The organism is Haloferula sp. BvORR071 (assembly GCF_000739615.1).
In the GTDB taxonomy this organism is placed as follows: Bacteria; Verrucomicrobiota; Verrucomicrobiia; order Verrucomicrobiales; family Akkermansiaceae; genus Haloferula.
This window is the reverse complement of record NZ_BATP01000016.1, coordinates 77,295-93,224: the sequence shown is the minus strand read 5'-3', so window position 1 is coordinate 93,224 and position 15,930 is coordinate 77,295. Positions and strand designations below refer to the sequence as shown.

The 15,930-nt window shown below is 63.7% G+C and carries 11 protein-coding genes; 8 read left to right on the top strand and 3 right to left on the bottom strand.

Annotation, left to right across the window (positions count from 1 at the left end):
• The first annotated feature begins 134 nt into the window (after positions 1–134).
• The 6 genes from BV071_RS07845 (at position 135) to BV071_RS07820 (ending at position 7,120) form a co-directional block, all read left to right on the top strand.
• On the top strand, positions 135–1,844 hold the full coding sequence (locus BV071_RS07845) for a hypothetical protein (RefSeq protein WP_265594198.1): 1,710 nt from the start codon (positions 135–137) through the stop codon (positions 1,842–1,844).
• A gap of 2 nt (positions 1,845–1,846) precedes the next feature.
• On the top strand, positions 1,847–3,220 hold the full coding sequence (locus BV071_RS07840; protein ID WP_035604571.1) for an MFS transporter: 1,374 nt from the start codon (positions 1,847–1,849) through the stop codon (positions 3,218–3,220).
• 118 nt (positions 3,221–3,338) lie between these two features.
• Complete coding sequence (locus BV071_RS07835; RefSeq protein WP_265594197.1) at positions 3,339–4,685, top strand: MFS transporter; 1,347 nt, start codon at positions 3,339–3,341, stop codon at positions 4,683–4,685.
• Between the two features lie 55 nt (positions 4,686–4,740).
• Positions 4,741–5,502, top strand: coding sequence for a phosphoribosylformimino-5-aminoimidazole carboxamide ribotide isomerase (hisA, locus tag BV071_RS07830; RefSeq protein WP_035604679.1), 762 nt, complete (start codon positions 4,741–4,743; stop codon positions 5,500–5,502).
• Positions 5,503–5,573: 71 nt separating this feature from the next.
• Complete coding sequence (locus BV071_RS07825; protein ID WP_035604565.1) at positions 5,574–6,320, top strand: CorA family divalent cation transporter; 747 nt, start codon at positions 5,574–5,576, stop codon at positions 6,318–6,320.
• Positions 6,317–7,120, top strand: coding sequence for a M90 family metallopeptidase (locus BV071_RS07820; RefSeq protein WP_035604562.1), 804 nt, complete (start codon positions 6,317–6,319; stop codon positions 7,118–7,120). Before BV071_RS07825 ends, BV071_RS07820 begins: the two co-directional genes overlap by 4 nt.
• A 6-nt stretch (positions 7,121–7,126) precedes the next feature.
• Here the strand turns inward: BV071_RS07820 and BV071_RS07815 are convergent, their stop codons facing one another.
• Both BV071_RS07815 and BV071_RS07810 read right to left on the bottom strand, forming a co-directional pair.
• Positions 7,127–7,768 (bottom strand): response regulator, encoded by a 642-nt coding sequence (locus tag BV071_RS07815; RefSeq protein WP_035604560.1) that lies wholly within the window; start codon positions 7,766–7,768, stop codon positions 7,127–7,129.
• Positions 7,769–8,294: 526 nt separating this feature from the next.
• Complete coding sequence (locus BV071_RS07810; RefSeq protein WP_265594196.1) at positions 8,295–8,687, bottom strand: AraC family transcriptional regulator; 393 nt, start codon at positions 8,685–8,687, stop codon at positions 8,295–8,297.
• Positions 8,688–8,781: 94 nt separating this feature from the next.
• Between BV071_RS07810 and BV071_RS07805 the strand changes: the two genes are divergently transcribed.
• Positions 8,782–9,996 carry a substrate-binding domain-containing protein gene (locus BV071_RS07805; protein WP_035604556.1) on the top strand — a complete coding sequence of 405 codons (1,215 nt, stop codon included), beginning with the start codon at positions 8,782–8,784 and terminating at the stop codon, positions 9,994–9,996.
• Between the two features lie 161 nt (positions 9,997–10,157).
• On the opposite strand, the gene BV071_RS07800 is transcribed toward BV071_RS07805, so the two are convergent.
• Positions 10,158–14,246, bottom strand: coding sequence for an autotransporter-associated beta strand repeat-containing protein (locus BV071_RS07800; RefSeq protein WP_081885861.1), 4,089 nt, complete (start codon positions 14,244–14,246; stop codon positions 10,158–10,160).
• 483 nt (positions 14,247–14,729) lie between these two features.
• On the opposite strand from BV071_RS07800, the gene fabV reads away from it, so the two are divergent.
• The gene (fabV, locus tag BV071_RS07795; protein ID WP_035604676.1) at positions 14,730–15,929 is read left to right on the top strand and encodes an enoyl-ACP reductase FabV; all 1,200 of its coding nucleotides are present in this window, start codon (positions 14,730–14,732) and stop codon (positions 15,927–15,929) included.
• The last annotated feature ends 1 nt before the right edge of the window (position 15,930 follow it).

Sequence of the window (15,930 nt, the reverse complement as noted above, 5' to 3'; positions counted from 1 at the left end):
CATGTGTCAAACATCCGTTGCATGGTGAGATGCTTAAAATGGAAATTAAATTATATAAAAGCGCGAGTGATGTGTCTGATAAATCCGCGATAATGCGCCCCCGCAGCGGGATCCGGGGCTTGCTCCGCAGCGGAATGAGCCTGCCATTCGTGATGATTTCGGCCATCGCGACGGAGCCTTCCGGGGCCGCTCCACTGGCCCGCGATATCCATGTCCTCGCGCTGAATCAGGTGGGGTATGAGAGCGGGAGGCCCAAGCGCTTCACCGCGCCGCTGAGTCCGGATGGCTCGGTCTTCGGGGTGCGGGATGGGAGCGGGGTGGAGATCTTCCACGGCGCGGTCCAAGGCGGGATCGGCGATTTTTCGGAATTGCGGCCACCAGCGGGCGGCGAGTTCCGGATCGAACTCAGCGGCGGAGACCTGAAGGCGGGGACCAGTGATCCGTTTTTGATCGAGGCGGACTTCTGGCAGGATCGCTTCTGGCAGCCGGCGGTGGACTTCCTGATCGATTCCCGCAGCGTGACCGGGACCCATCCCAGTGCCTACGGCGGCTGTCCGTGGCGTGACGGGACTTATTACGATGCGATCCTGCCCGCCTTGGTGCTGCTCTACCGCGCGGACCCCGGGCGCATCGCCGTCATGCCGCGGCAGATCGATTGGGAAGCGGACAAGCGCCGGGTGCTGGCCCCGGAGTTCAAGTTCGATTCCAACAATCCCTGCAGCGAGGGCGTGATGGATGCGGTGCGGAAATATTACACCGAGTTCGAGCCCCCCGCGGCGGAGGCTCCCGATGTGGTCAAGCTGATCCACTGGGGCGCGGGCTACTACCTCTGCCATCCCGCGACCAAAGACCCGAGTGGCGATCCCGATCCACAGCAGATCCACTCCCAGACAGTCGAGCAGATCGCCTACGTGGTCTGGGCCTGGCCGCAGTTGGAGAAGTGGTTGCCGCGCTCCTTCTATGAGAAGTGTCGTAATTTCTGCGAGGCGAACTGGGCGAAGTCGCTGGAAGTGGACAAGTGGTGGGACCCGGCGACCTACCTGACTCCGGCGCAGCTTCTGGAGAAGAATCCCACCGGCGGGCTGCTTCATCCCTACAAGGGCCGCCATGCGCCGGGGCACTCGATCGTGCCGAACCTGCTGATGCATGAGGTGGCGAAGCGCGATGGCCTGGCCGATCCGCAACGCTACCTGAAGGCGGCGCTGGCCGAAGCTGCGTGGTGCGTCGAGAAGCTCGATTGGTCCGATCCGCGCACCACCAAGGGGCAGCGCATGAGCGAGCACCGCACGATTCCCAATCTCGTCTGGTTGCTGCGCCACTATCCGCAGGAAGCACCGCCGGGCCTACGCGAGAAGATTCGCGCCTGGGCCGAAGTCGCCGCATCGCGGTCTAACAACATGTGGGACTTCCGGCGCTACGATCTGGAGGAGAACTGGACGATTCCGAAGCTCAATGATGCGGGCAATAGCGCCGCGGCACCGGCGATCTTCCTCGCCGCCTCCTGGGTGGCCGGAGATCCCGCGCTCAAGCAACGCATGCAGCAGCTCGCGGTATCGCATGCCGATGCGCTCTTCGGCCGCAATCCGCGCCTGGCCGCTGCGGCGGGCAAGAGCGACGGGTTCACCGGCATCGAGCGCACTTGGCCGCAACCCTTCCACAAGAATGTCTGCGCGCGCCTGGAGCTCTGCCGTGCTTCGCTGGACTCGATGCCGGGCACGGAGATGTATCCCTTCAATCCGGAGGGCAGCTACCGGCATGCGGAAGGCTGGGTGAACTATGGCGCGGCCTGGTGCATCAGCCTTGCCTATCTGGAGTTCGACGCGCGAGGCTCGGACATTCCGTGAGCATGAAGATTCGGGGACTGCGTTGGTGGATCGTCGTGCTGGTGTTCCTGGCGGCGGTGCTCAACTACGTCGATCGGCAAACCTTGTCGGCACTCGCGCCGACGGTGCAGGCGGACTTGGGAATGGATGAGCGCGACTATGCGAACGTCGTGAACCTTTTCCTGCTGGCCTACACCTTCGCCTACCTGGTTTCCGGCAAGCTGGTGGACCGGCTTGGCACGCGTGCGGGAACCGCCGCTTTCGTCATCTGGTGGTCGCTGGCGAATATGGCGACCGCGTGGGTGCAGGGCCTGCGCTCGATGGGAGCTTGCCGCTTTCTGTTAGGCCTGGGCGAGGCTGGTGTCTGGCCTGCTGCATCCAAGGCGGTCTCGGAGTGGTTTCCCTCGCGTGAACGCGCGCTGGCGATCGGGCTCTACACCATGGGCGCGATGGTGGGCGCGGTGCTGGCGCCGCACATCGCCATCCCGCTGGCGAAGTTCGACTACGCTGCGGAGTTTCCGGCCGCACTGGCATGGTTCGAGACGGGCACGGGGTGGCGCATCGCCTTCCTGGTCACCGGCCTCGCGGGCTTCGTCTGGCTGCTTCCTTGGCTGCTGCTCTACTGCAAGCCGCGCGAGAGCGCGCTGCTGACGGCCGGGGAACTGAGCCTGATTGAGGACGGCGAGGCTTCCGTTGGGGAAGGGAAGCCGCCTTGGTCCTGGGGGCGGGTGCTGGCCTATCCACCGGTCTGGCTCTTGCTGCTGGGGCGGCTGCTGACCGATCCGGTATGGTACTTCTATCAGTTCTGGTTTGCCAAATACCTGAGCAGTGAGCGCGGTCTAGTACAGGCCGAGCTGACCGTCACCTGGCAGGTTTACGCCGCGGCAGGTGCCGGATCCTTGGCGGGTGGCTGGCTCTCCGGCTGGCTGGTGAAGAAGGGGATCTCGCCGGTGAGCGCCCGGCTGCGGGTCATGCTGGGTTGCGCGACAATCATGCCGCTTTCACCGCTGATTGCGCAGGCTGGTGGCTTGCCCACGGCCCTGACGCTTACTGTCTGCGCCGTCTTCGCGGCACTCGCCTGGCTGATCAATATCAGCGCGCTGGTGGTGGATTTGGTGCCCAAGCATTCGCTCGGGACCGCCTTCGGCATTGTCGCGGCGGGCAGCACCTTGGGCGGCATCGCGATGAACCTGCTGGTCGCCACCATGGTCGCCGGGCCCTCCACCAAGCCCCCTGGCTTTCTGGATCAGGCGGTTCAAGGCGTCGTCGGGCCGCTGCTCGATGCCGTGGCCGGGAAGGGTTACGGCCCCTGGTTCCTGGCCATGGCCTTCCTGCATCCTTTGGCGTTCTTGCTGTTATGGACAGGCGGCCTCCATCGGCGCGCCCTCCCCACGTAGCGGAACGGCTGGGCGAGAGTCCGCCGAGGATCGCAATGCAATTCCCTCGGCGAATCTCCCCCCAGCCCTTCCTCAACACCAGCAACCCGGCATTGCATTGCCCCGGATTCCGGCGAGCATGGCCGCGCCGTTAGGCCCCGCCATGAATCTCTATCCGCTCAAAGGACTTCCCCAGCAGAAGCAGATTTGGTCCTGGATCTCCTATGATGTGGCGAACCAGTCCTTCACGCTGATCGTCAATACCATGCTCTTCTCGATCTTCTTCGGGAAGATCATCGTTACCGACAAGGCGATGGAGAACCAGCTCTGGGCGATCGCCTTTGCGGGCAGCATGCTGGTGGCCGCCTTCGTCTCGCCACTCGTCGGCGCCGTGGCGGATGAACGGCGTTGCAAGAAGGCCGGCCTGATTGTCACCGGAGTGATCTGCAGCGTCTGTACCTGCGGCCTTTACTTCCTGCAGCCCGGGCAGGTCTGGCTCGCGCTCCTGCTCTACATGCCCGCGAACTTCGCCTTCGCGATCGGCGAGAACTTCCTCGCCAGCTTCCTGCCGACCTTGGCGCGGCAAAACGAAGTCGGGCGCGTCAGTGCTTTCTCTTGGGGCCTCGCCTATTTCGCGGCGCTCTTTCTCCTCGCGGTCACGGCTGTCAGCATGAAGGTTTTCAAGGTCGAGGAAGTCGCGCAATGGCGGCCCTTCTTTATGATGGCAGGACTGTGGTTCCTGGCCTTCACGGTGCCCACTTTGCTGTGGCTGCGTGAGCCGGAGATCGATACCGAGCCCCATAGCGGCAAGAACCTGATCGCCGCCGGCTATGTGCGTCTGATGGAAACCTGCAAGCATCTGCGCAGCTTCCGGGATCTGGCGATCCTCATGGTTGCATCCTTCTTCTTCGCCACCGGGACGAATGTGGTCGTCTCCTTCGCGAGCAAGCTCGCCTCCGAATACGGCTTCACCCAGGTGGACTTGGTGATCTTCATGGCGATCATCACAATCTCCGGGATCCTTGGCACCTTCCTGCCGATGCTCTGCCAGGACCGCCTCGGCCACCGCTTCACCTCGGTTGTGCTCGCCTTGGTCTGGATCCTCGCCTCGGTCGGCTTCGCGTACTACGCCCACCGTCACGATGCCTTCGTTGATGCAGGCGGGAAGGATGCCGATTTCGCGAAGTGGCCGCTGTGGGTGATCGGAAACCTCCTGGGCTTCGGTCTGGGCTCGCTGGGTTCCGCGAACCGTGCCTTCGTTGGCTATCTCTCCCCGCCGGAGAAATCCGCCGAGATGTTCGGCATCTGGGGCCTCATGATCAAGCTGGCCGCGGTCATGACCTATCCCTTCGCTTGGGTGAAGGACAAGAGCGGCAGCCCGCAGGCGCTGTTGCTGCTCGCGGGCTTGATCGTGATCGGCTTGGTGCTGACCTGCTTTATCGACGAGAAGCGCGGCCACGCCGCCGCGATCCACAATCCCAGCTAGCCGGGAAGCTTCCTGTCCTTGACTAGTGGCCGCCAGCGCGGACTCTCCCGCGGCCATGACCAAGTTCCGCCCCTGCATCGACCTCCACCAGGGCAAGGTGAAGCAAATCGTCGGCGGCACGCTGCGTGACGATGGCCCCGGCCCGCGCGAGAATTTCGTCGCCAGCGCCGGGGCAGGGGAGTTCGCCGCGAAATTCCGCGCCGACGTGCTGACCGGCGGGCACATTATCAAGCTCGGCCCGGGCAATGACGAGGCCGCCAAGGAAGCGCTCGCCGCCTGGCCCGGCGGCATGCAGATCGGCGGCGGCATCCATGCTGGCAATGCCGCGGAATGGCTCGCTGCCGGTGCCTCGCAGGTGATTGTCACTTCCTGGCTCTTCGAGGGCGCGAAATTTTCCCCCGAACGCCTGCGCGAACTCGTCGCAACGGTGGGGCCGGAGCGTCTCGTCATCGATCTCTCCTGCCGCCGCACCGAGCGCGGCTGGACCGTGGCGATGGACCGCTGGCAGACTCTCACGGACCTCGATCTCACGCCCGCGACCTTGGACCTGCTGGCTCCATCCTGTGCCGAATTCCTGATCCACGCCGCGGATGTCGAGGGCCTTTGCCGCGGCGTCGATGCCGAACTCGTGACCATGCTCGGGAACTGGGGTGACGCTCCTGTCACCTACGCGGGCGGCGCCGCCACCATGGCGGACGTGGAGCTCGTTTCGGAACTGTCCGGCGGGAAGGTCGACCTGACGGTCGGTTCCGCGCTCGACCTTTTCGGAGGTAGTGGAATCCGCTACGACGAACTGGTGGCATGGAACCGGCGCTGAGCGGGCAAGCATCGCTGCCGCGAAATTTGAGATTTCAGATTTGAGATAGAAGATTTCCACTGGCCCCCGCCATGTCGAAGTGCTCCGACTTTCCCTACCTGCCCTCCAGCTTCGACCCGGAGGAGGAGATTCTCGACCAGCTGAGCAACCGCCCGGGCAACCAGCGCTGCGTCGTCGGCCGCGATGAACTCTTGCTGGTGGTGCACGAGGTGCCGAAGGCCGGCGTGCCCGAGCGCGAGCCGCTGATCTTCTGGCGGCGGCAGGATGAGGTCTGGATGGACTACAGCGGCGGGCGCGGCCTCAAACGACTCGGCGACTTGCTCGACCGCTATACCAAATACATCGACGAGCAGGAAGAGCTGGTCGAGGCGGTGGACACCGCGGCGGGCATCTTCGCCCTGGCGCGTATTTCGGGTCCGCTGTCCCGTGCCTCGCGCAACCTCGCGCTGGCGATCGAGCAGACCTTGCAGCACGACGAAGACAACCGCGAGCTCCGCTCCTACCGTGACCGCGCCCGGGAGCTGGAGCGCGCCGCGGAGCAGCTCAATCACGACGCCCGTCTGACCATGGAATTCTGGATGGCGGAGCGCAGCGAGCAGCAGCAGGAGGCGGCGGAGAAGCTGAACGTGACCGCTTTCCGCCTGAACCTGCTCGCCGGCTTCTTCCTGCCACTCGCGGCGATCGGCGGGATCTTCGGCATGAATGTGGCCATCCCCTCCTTCACACAGGGGCTCTTCTGGCTGATCCTCTTCGGCGGCTTGGTCACCGGCGGCTTGGTGGTGTGGTGGGTCATCCGCAAGTCCGAGTCGTGCAAATGAACGCCGGCTTGTGGCTCCTGCTTGCCGGCATTGCCATCGTGGCGCTGGTGGTCTTCCTGCACTCCAAGCGGATTGGGGATCAGCGCAGCCGTCTGCGCGCGCAACGTTTGGACGAACGCCAGCGAGGCATTGTGATCGAGTATTTCCCGCTTTGGGAGGAAATCCCGCAGGAGATCCGCATGGAGACGGAAGGCTGGATGCAGGTCTTCCTCGCCGAGAAATCCTTCGAGGCTTGCGGCGGCCTGGAGCGCGTCACCGAGGAGATGCAGTTGGCCATCGCCGCCCCGGCTTGCCTGCTCATCGCCCGCCGCCCGCAGGACTACTACGAGAGGCTTCGTAGCATCTTGGTTTATCCGGATGCCTTCACCGTGAAGAACGAGTGGGGCGAAGAGGGCGTGAACCTCGGCGAATCCTGGGGCACGGGCAGCGTCGTGCTGGCGTGGCAGTCGGTGAAGCAAGGCGATCTCAATCCCGAAGACGGCCTGAACGTGGTGCTCCACGAGTTCGCCCACCAGATCGACCAAGAAGACGGCGCTGCGGACGGTGTGCCCGAGCTTGAGGAGGCCAGCGACTACGGCAAGTGGTCCCGCGCCTTCCTGCCCGCCTACGATCAGTTCTGCGAGCGGGTCAATGCGGGCAAGCGCACCGTCATGGATGACTACGGCGCGGAGAATCCCGCCGAGTTTTTCGCCGTGGCCACCGAGACCTTTTTCGAGCGGTCCAAGGGCCTGAAACGTGAAGAGCCTGAGATCTACGCAGAGCTGGTAAAGTTCTACGGAATGGATCCTGGCACCTGGTAAGGAAGATCAGGAGGCCATCGGCGGCCGGTAGCAGTCCGGCTCCTCGCGCCTGAGCCGCTGGACCATCCGGATCAAATCCGCCAGGGAATCCGTCTGCATCTTCTCCATCATCCGTCCCCGATGGACCTTCACCGTCTGTTCGCCGATGCCGAGTTCATCCGCGATGATCTTGTTGGGCTTGCCCGCCACCACGCCTTCCAGCACCTCCCGCTCGCGAGGGGTGAGCTGGCGGAAGAGCGCGGCGAGCCGCAAGGTTTCCCCCCGTTCTGCACGGACGGAGGCACCATAGGCCAGCGCGTTGCGCACCGCCTGCAGCAGGTCGGAAGTCTCCACCGGCTTGGTGAGGAAATCGATCGCGCCCGCCTTGACCGCGCGCACGGTCGTAGGGACGTCGGCATGTCCGGTGAGGAAAACGATCGGGGCCGTCACGCGGGAGCGGACCAGTTGCCGTTGCAGTTCCAGTCCACTGAGACCGGGCAGCGAGACATCCAGCAGCAGGCAGCCGATTTCGTGCGAGTGGCAATTGTTCAGGAACTCCGTCGCATTGGCGAAGGCACGCACCTCGTAGCCATGCAAGCGCAGCAGGCGGGATAGGGCGTTGCGCAGGCCTGAGTCGTCGTCGATCAAGTGGATGGTTTCTCCATTCATGTCAGGATGGCGTGGAAGAACTCATCCGGTGGAGCGGAGCGAAGGATGCCAACCCGGGACCCCCAGGAAGCGGAGGCAAGTCATGGGCACAAAGGGCCGGGGAATCCGGTCACGCCGCAACACGGCCGCTGACCCGATCTTGGATAGCCATTTGAACCAGAGATTTCCCGGGGAGGAATCCTCGCCACGGAAGCCGGAAGCGAGGTAGTGCCGGGCAAGCCCGGCAGTAAAGTGAAGCTGGTTTCGATGCTCCCCGGCTTTGCTACGATAAAGGTAGTAGCATTGGCACGGGTGCGTTTGTTGCGATGATCGGTGCTTGATTCCGTTTCTTGGGATTGTCGGCAGTTCTCCGGAGATGTGGGAGGGAGGCTATTCCCCCGAACGCCTCCCCCCCCTCTTCTCACTCCTGGAAAGCGAGATTTCTCGTTACCCGGGAAAGGGGGTGATCGGCGGTGTGATGAAGGCGGATCGGGCGGTCATGGTGCTTGATGGTGAGGCTGGAGTCGGAAGTGGGCTCTGCGGTGGTTCAGGCTTCCTCTTTGGGCGTGAGCAGGGCATGCGGCACCTCGGAGCCCGCCGCGAGGAAGGCACGGGCCGCGGCGTGCACATCGCGGAAGCTGCAGTATTCGGCGATATACTGCGGTGAGAGTTCCGTGCGCAGCAGCATGCGGCGCGCTTCCTCCACTTGGCGCTGGCGGAGCGCTCCACGCAGGGTCAGGCCCGTCGCGGCGCGGAAGTGGCGGCTGAAGGTGCCGAGCGGCACGGACTGCGTCTCCTTCACCACCGTGGCGGGACTCACCCCGTCACAGGCGTGGCGCTGGATGTAGCCGAGCGTCGCAGCGATTTCTGCCCGCGTGACGATCGGGCGAGCAGCCTTCAGGGCGCTCGTTCGATCCTGCAGGGGGAGGGGATCCGGCACTTTTGCCATGCCACCACGCTGCCGGAAAGGGGCCGCCGCTTTCTATAGAGCTTGGTTGAAATCAATATACATTTTGTCTAAGGGTATGAGGCGGATGCTCCAGCCACGCAAAATCGGCTTCGTCGCTCCTTTCTCCAGTGCCTCCGTTCATCGCTCGATGCGCGGCGCGCTTTCCTATGCGGACCTCAATCCGCCGATGGTAATCCGGGATTTCCGGGTCACACCGGACATCGCCAAGCCCCGCAAGGCGGCGGCCGAACTCGCCGCGCTCAATCGCTGGAAGCCGGACGGCCTGCTCACGATTCTCGATGACAAAGAATTCAGCGGCTTGATGAGCGGGCTCGTGGACGCGCCGCCGATCGTCAACATCGGGCCCCTCACGCCACGGCCCGGGGTAGTGATGTTGGGTGGCTGCTTCCACCGGATGGTGGAGACAGCGGCGCAGCATTTCCGACAGCAGGGGATACGTTCGCTGGGCATGCTGATCATGGATCGCGACACCGGCACCCAGAAGAGCTTCGTAAAAGCTTTCGGTGAGGCTGCCAGGCCTCTCAATCCCGGGCTCGCCACCCACGTCGAGCCGCTGGACACCGCTTTTTTGGCGGATGTCGATGCCCCGGTTGAGCCGGTGCCCGAAGGTATTGCCCGCTGGCTGCGTGAGCTGCCCAAGCCAGCGGGAGTGATGAGCGTGAGCTATGGTGGGGGCAACTATCTGGTGCGGGTCTGCCTGGCACTCGGTCTGCGCGTGCCGGAGGATGTCGCGGTGATCAGTGCGGATGACGTGGATCTTTGCCTTTCCAGCTCGCCCACTCTAACAAGCGTGGAGTTCGCAAATGAAGTCATCGGCTCCGAAGCCTTGAAGGCTCTCGATGGCATGATCCGGGGACGCATGCCGGAGAAACAAGCGATGGCAGTGGAGGCTGTGGATCTGCACGTGCGCCAATCGACCGGCCTGAAGCTGGCCGAGGTTTGTGACATTTCCGGCGCATTGAACTACATCAACCGGCACGCCTGCTATGGTCTGACCGTCGAGCGTCTGTTGGATGAAACGCAGCGGGTCTCGAAGATGACCTTCCACAAGTACTTCGTGGCCGCCACCGGGCAAACTCCTGGCGAAGTCATCCGCCAGCGGCAGTTTGCGGAAGCGCGTCGACTACTCGCGCAAACCAAGCTCTCGATCACTCTCGTGGCGGAGCAAAGCGGCTTCGGCAGCAGCAGCGATTTCGCCCGCGCTTTCCGCTCCGCGGAGAGCATGACACCCCGTGCCTACCGGGACCATGCCAGGCGAGGCGGGATCACCGAGTGCTGAAACAGGCTTTCTATGAGGCTGCGGATTCCGGACTTGGGTTGAATTCCCCGACGTGCCGCGGCGGAGCTAGGCGTCGGGAAGCCAAAGGAGCGAGGCGACTTGCGTCACCTCGCTCCCGTTTGTCGACCTCGACTTCGACCTCCTGGAAAAGTGCCCCTCGCTTACTTGGCGATGTTCAAGCGGCCGAAGAGCTTGTTGCCCGAGGCCAAGCTTCGCGGGATCTTGACCGTGATCGCATCCGGAGCCGCGTCGTTCTCGGTGACGGTGACGATCACTCCGTTGGCATCGGTGGCAGAGCTCGCGCCCAGCGTGACCGTGGTCCATGCCGGCGGATTGGAGCCGTATTGGACTGCCTGCGTGGTCACATCGCCCTCGGCATCATCGCGGCGCTTGAAGCTCAGCGTGAGGTAGCTGGCATCAGTGGTCACGGCCGGCAGGATCGCGGCGTCGCTGGCCAGCGGATTGCCGTCCAGGTAGAACTCGGCGAGGTTCTCGATGCCGTCCTTGTCCGGATCATCGGTCGCGCCCTTCTCCTTGCCGGGAGTGCCATCAAGACCCTTGGCTTCCGCCCAAGAGTCGTAAGCCCCGCCGATCACCAGACTGCCGGTGCCGGAGAAGTAGCTGCCGTAGATCGGGTGGCTGGAGTTGAATACCCCGGATGTCAGTGTGGTCGTGCCAAGCGTCAGGCTGCCGATGGTATCGGCCGCACCGGTATTCAGTTCGAGCACCGCACCGTTGGCGATGGTGACTGAGGAGGCATCCCCCAGTGAAGGCGTGGCAAGCGCCAGCCTGCCTTGGGCTACAGTGGTGTTTCCGGTGTGGCTGCTGGCTGCCGTCAGCGTGAGCGTGCCGGTGCCGGTCTTGGTCAGTGCCAGCGGTGCGAGCGCGCCATCGCGGAGCACACCTGCATAGCTGGTGCTGCTGTTGTCGGAGCCCACGCTCAGGGTCGCCGGAGTCGCGGCATTGTAGTTACCGATCGTACCGCCCGCACCACTGAGGTTGGCGAAGCTCAGGTCATGGCCGTCGAGCTTGAGGATGGCATTCGCCACTTCAAGCGGACCGCTGCTGAAGGCCTGCGAGCTACCGGCGACGATCGCACCACCCGGGCGGCCATTGATCTTGGTGGCGGCGTAGGTGTTCTGCCCCGGAGTGGTGGGCGCGACGGTGAGCACACCGTTTTCTGCCACCGGGTCACCCGCGTAGAACTCGCAGGCATAGGCACCGGTGATCGGCCCGCTGACCGTGAAGTTCGTGCCGCGTTGTGCCATGATGCCGGAGTCCGCGGTCAGGGTCACACTGCCTGCCCAAGTGGCGGTGGCACCGCCTGCAAGGCGCAGGCCGCCGGGATAGCCATTCTCGCCCCAGCCACTGCCCGCGATCTCGATTGGCGTGGTGTAGGGAGTGGTGCTGCCGAACCCGAGGAACTGGGCACCGGAGAGGATTTGCACCTTGGCGGCACCGCCGGTGGCGGCGCTACCACCATTGGCATTCACCCGGCCATTCTCCACCTTCAGCACACCGGTGAATTCGGCTGGCAAGGCGAGCGTGCCCCAGTCGGCGGACCCGTTCACCGCTTGCGCGGAGTTCAGCTCGACCCTGCCCCCTCCGCTGATGCCCGCCCATGGCAGGGCGGCAGCGCTGGCCTCCTCTGCACGCAGCGTACTGCCCGCGGCGACTTGATAGGCCGCATTGCCGAGCGAGCCGTTCGTGGTTCCGTTTCCGAACTGTAGCATGCCCGCGTTCACCTGGAAGGTCCCGGCGGAGGTATTGGCCGCGCTCAGTAGCACCTGGGTGCCGCTGCCATTCTTGCTGAAGATGCCCGCGCTGTCGCCGCCGATGTTCCCCGCCAGCGTCGCAGTGCCAGCCGGTTCCAGGATCATCGTGGCATTGTTCACCAGCGGACCCGCGATGCTGCCATTGGTGACGCCATCGCTGAGTTGCAGGGTGCCCCCATTGACCGTGGTCGTGCCGGTCGTGGTGTTCGTCGTCAGCAGCTTGAGGAGCCCGTCGTTCGACTTGGTGATTGCCGCGCTGCCGCCGATTGAGCCGCTGCCGCTCAGGCTATAAGGCCGGATCGAGTTGTCGAAGGTCACACTCTGCGGAATCACCGTGGTGTTGAGTGTCACGTCGGATTTGCCGGCCGCCACGCTGTCGTTGAAGAGCACTAGGTCGTTGTCGAGATACTTCTGGGCACCCGCCCCGATGGTCCAGTTGGTGCTCGTGTTGATGTCCCAAACCTTGCTGGTGGTGGCCTTCCAGGTGAGCGGATTGAAACCCGTGACATTGAGGTCCACCGACGAGTTGGCGGGGTTGTCCACCAAGGAGGCTACCACGCCGCGTGGCAGCGTGCCGGTCTGCAGCTGCAGGGCACTGATGCCGCTGCCGCCGATCGAGCCGCCGGAAGGGTAGTAGATCACCGGGGAGTTGCCGGGGCTGAAGGTGCCATCGATTTGCACCTGGACCGTGCCGCCGGTCGTCAGGCTGTTGCTTGCCGTGATCGGCCCTGGCAGAAGGGGATCGAAGCCGTGGATGCTGAGGGTGGTATTGGCCAGAGACAGATCGTTGGTCGTCAGATTGCCGGTGACCGAGATGGGGCCGGTGAAGGTATTGGCACCCGTGAGGAAGAGCGTGCCGCTGCCCAGCTTGGTCAGCCCGCCCGTGCCGTTGGCGGCGAGGTCGCCCGCCGCCAGCAGCCGGGCGAAAGCCACGGCCGGGGTGGTTGCACCGCCGCCGACGAAGCTGAAGGTCACGGTGTCACCCGCGACATAGCCTTGTCCGGGGCAAGTGATCGCCACGCCGGTGACCTGGCCGTTCACCACATTTGCCACTGCACTGGCGCCAGTGCCCGTTCCGCTGGTCGAAACGGTCACCAGCGGCGCGCCGATGTAACCCATGCCATCCGGAGCAGCGAGGTTGATCGTTCCGCCCGCGGCGTAGATGCCGTTGCCGGTGGTGGCCAGCAGGTTGGCGGAAATCGTGGCGCTGAAAGTCTGCGTATCCACCGTGAACCCGCCCTTGTAGACGTTCGCGCTGTTGATCGTGTTGTTGATCAGGGTCAGACCGGCGGCGTTGGCCTTCAGCGTTCCGCCGTTGAGGTTGACGATGCCGGTGCCGGTGGCAGAGCCCTTGCGGATCACTCCGCTGTTGAATTGCACCGTGCCGCTGTTGAGGTTGAGGATCCCGGTGGCGTTGCCTGCGTCGGCGAAGGTGATGCCATTGCTGTGGCGCGAGACCACGGTGCCGTTGCCTCCGGCCGCGGTGCCCACGTTCATCGTCCCGACGGCGGTGCCGCCGTTGCCGAGGATGATCCATTGGCCGGTCGCACCGTTGATGGTCCCCCCGCTGATCGTGGCCGCAGCCACAGGCGCGGTACCTTGGTTGCCAGCAACCACCAAGTAGCGGGTCATATTGACGGTCCCGCCCGTTTGGACGAAGGAGCCGAGCCCGCCGGTATGGTCACCGATGCGGAAGCCCGAGGCGTTGGTGAAATTCAACGTGCCGCCGGACATCTGATAGGAGCCGTAGCCACCGAAGCCGAGCTGCAGGTAGCCGGCATTGTTCATCAGGTTCACCGTGCCGGCGGTCTGGTTGATGGCTCCTGCGCCATTGGCCGAGGCCCCGGCGCCACCCACATTGACAGTGGTATTCTGCGTCAGGGTCCCGCTGCTGCTCATGTTGATCACCGCCCGGTTGCCGCTCGCCGTGGCGAGGGCCAGGGTCCCACCGCCGGTCGAGCCACCGGTGCTGAAGTTCACGGCGCCGCCGTTGATCGTGGTGGCACCCGTGTAGCTGCTCGTTCCCGAGAGGGTCAGGGTGCCCGTGCCAGTCTTGGTGAATCCAGCCGTACCCGCGATCGCCGAAGCGATGCTCGCGTCGCTATTCACCGCCAGGGTTGGCGTGGTGCCTCCCAGCGTGATGGTGCCACCCGTCAGCGAGTAGTTCCCGGATCCGGCGCTGCCGAAGGTGATCTTGTTGGCGTTGACCGTGCCCACGCTCACGGCGCCCGCGGCACCACTGCCCGCGCCGAAGGTGATGTCGTCGGCGGTGGTGTTAGGCCAAACGACGTTCCCGGAGCCGTTCCAGAAGTTGCTGTTGCCGGCATCGGTGTTCCAACCGCTTCCGGCACCGTCCTGGGTGCCGGTGGTGACAGTATCCGCATCATAAGTGAAGGATGCAGCATAAGCGGTTCCTGCAAAGGATATGGGTAGCGCCAGCGCGACCAAGGAAGACGAGATAGATCGAGTCGTCATAATAGGAGGTGTTGTGGATATGGTTCAAGAACCGGCCCTCAGGGCCGGGTGACGGCCTTGAAGAGGAGGGGAGGAGTTCCGCTCAGAGCCGCTTTCCACCGCAACCGTGCTAGATCCACCTGGCGCGACGCATTGCATTAATCGTCACGATAAGTTTTCGGAAATATTATAAACCTAAAATTCGATGGCCCGACTAAACTCTATTTAATGCTTTTAAGAATAATAAGGATTGATCGGGGCGACAGCAGAGGAACGGCGGGACCTATCGCTTCGCGGTGACCATTTCCTTGGATGCTGCCACACTTGGCGCATTCCTCGGATCGAGGTGCTGGCCTGTTCCTCCAGCCTTGCCATCGGCCGATACCCGCTTTCTTTCTCAAATTCAGGGAGTTGTTGTGCCGGTTCCAAATTTCCAGCCGTTTTCTTTGGCCGGTGGTGGGACTTGCCAGCTACCCCGAAAACCTCCAAAACCCTTGCGCCGACATGATCATTTCGCCGAAAATCCGTGGTTTCATCTGCACGACCTCCCATCCCGATGGCTGCGCCGCGCACGTCCAGGAGCAGATCGACTACGTGAAGTCCAAGCCGCCCCTCGCCAATGCCCCGAAGCGGGTGCTGGTGATCGGTTCCTCCACCGGCTACGGCCTCGCCTCGCGCATCGTGCCGGCCTTCGGCGGTGGCGCCGCGACCATCGGCGTGTTCTTTGAAAAGGAAGGTTCGGAAGGGAAGACCGGTTCCGCCGGTTGGTACAACTCCGTCGCCTTCGAGCAAGCCGCCACCAAGGCCGGCCTCTACGCCAAGAGCTTCAATGGCGATGCCTTCTCGAACGAGGTGAAGCAGCAGGTGATCGACGCCATCAAGGCCGACCTCGGCACCGTGGACATGATCGTCTACAGCCTCGCCTCGCCACGCCGCACCGATCCCGCGACCGGTGAAGTTTACAAGTCGGTCCTCAAGCCGACCGGTGACACCTACACCAACAAGAACCTCAACACCGACAAGAAGCAGCTCGAGCCGGTGACCATCGAGCCCGCCTCCGAAGACGAGATCGCCCAGACCGTGAAGGTCATGGGCGGCGAGGACTGGAAGCTGTGGATCGATGCGCTTTCGCAAGCCGGCGTGCTCGCGGATGGCTTCAAGACGGTGGCCTATTCCTACATCGGGCCTGAGCTGACTTGGGCGATCTACACCGATGGCACGATCGGCCGCGCCAAGGTTCACCTCGAAGAGACCGCCAAGGAGATGAACGCCGCCTTCGGCGCTGGCACCGCCGTGGTTTCCGTGAACAAGGCCCTGGTCACCCAGGCCAGCTCGGCGATTCCCGTGGTCCCGCTCTACATCTCGATCCTCTACAAGATCATGAAGGCGAAGGGCACCCACGAAGGCTGCATCGAGCAGATCGAGCGCCTATTCGCCGACCACTACGGCGCGGCCAATGGCCCGACCCTCGATGACAAGGGCCGCATCCGCATCGACGATTGGGAGATGCGTCCCGAGATCCAGGAGGAAGTGGAGAAGATCTGGGGCATCATCACCACGGAGAATCTCAACGAGCTCTCGGACTTCGCGGGCTATCAGAAGGAATTCCTCAAGCTCTTCGGCTTCGGCTTGCCGGGAGTCGACTACGCCGCAGAGACCGACTCCGTCCGTCCCTTGCCCAGCCTGTCTTCATCGCCGGCCTAAC

What these genes read in the sequence shown, in the direction of transcription:
- BV071_RS07845 (WP_265594198.1), top strand. Translation starts at nt 135, where the DNA reads ATGAGCCTGCCATTCGTGATGATTTCGGCCATCGCGACGGAGCCTTCC.
- BV071_RS07840 (WP_035604571.1), top strand. Translation starts at nt 1,847, where the DNA reads ATGAAGATTCGGGGACTGCGTTGGTGGATCGTCGTGCTGGTGTTCCTG.
- BV071_RS07835 (WP_265594197.1), top strand. Translation starts at nt 3,339, where the DNA reads ATGGCCGCGCCGTTAGGCCCCGCCATGAATCTCTATCCGCTCAAAGGA.
- hisA (WP_035604679.1), top strand. Translation starts at nt 4,741, where the DNA reads ATGACCAAGTTCCGCCCCTGCATCGACCTCCACCAGGGCAAGGTGAAG.
- BV071_RS07825 (WP_035604565.1), top strand. Translation starts at nt 5,574, where the DNA reads ATGTCGAAGTGCTCCGACTTTCCCTACCTGCCCTCCAGCTTCGACCCG.
- BV071_RS07820 (WP_035604562.1), top strand. Translation starts at nt 6,317, where the DNA reads ATGAACGCCGGCTTGTGGCTCCTGCTTGCCGGCATTGCCATCGTGGCG.
- BV071_RS07815 (WP_035604560.1), bottom strand. Translation starts at nt 7,768, where the DNA reads ATGAATGGAGAAACCATCCACTTGATCGACGACGACTCAGGCCTGCGC.
- BV071_RS07805 (WP_035604556.1), top strand. Translation starts at nt 8,782, where the DNA reads ATGCTCCAGCCACGCAAAATCGGCTTCGTCGCTCCTTTCTCCAGTGCC.
- BV071_RS07800 (WP_081885861.1), bottom strand. Translation starts at nt 14,246, where the DNA reads ATGACGACTCGATCTATCTCGTCTTCCTTGGTCGCGCTGGCGCTACCC.
- fabV (WP_035604676.1), top strand. Translation starts at nt 14,730, where the DNA reads ATGATCATTTCGCCGAAAATCCGTGGTTTCATCTGCACGACCTCCCAT.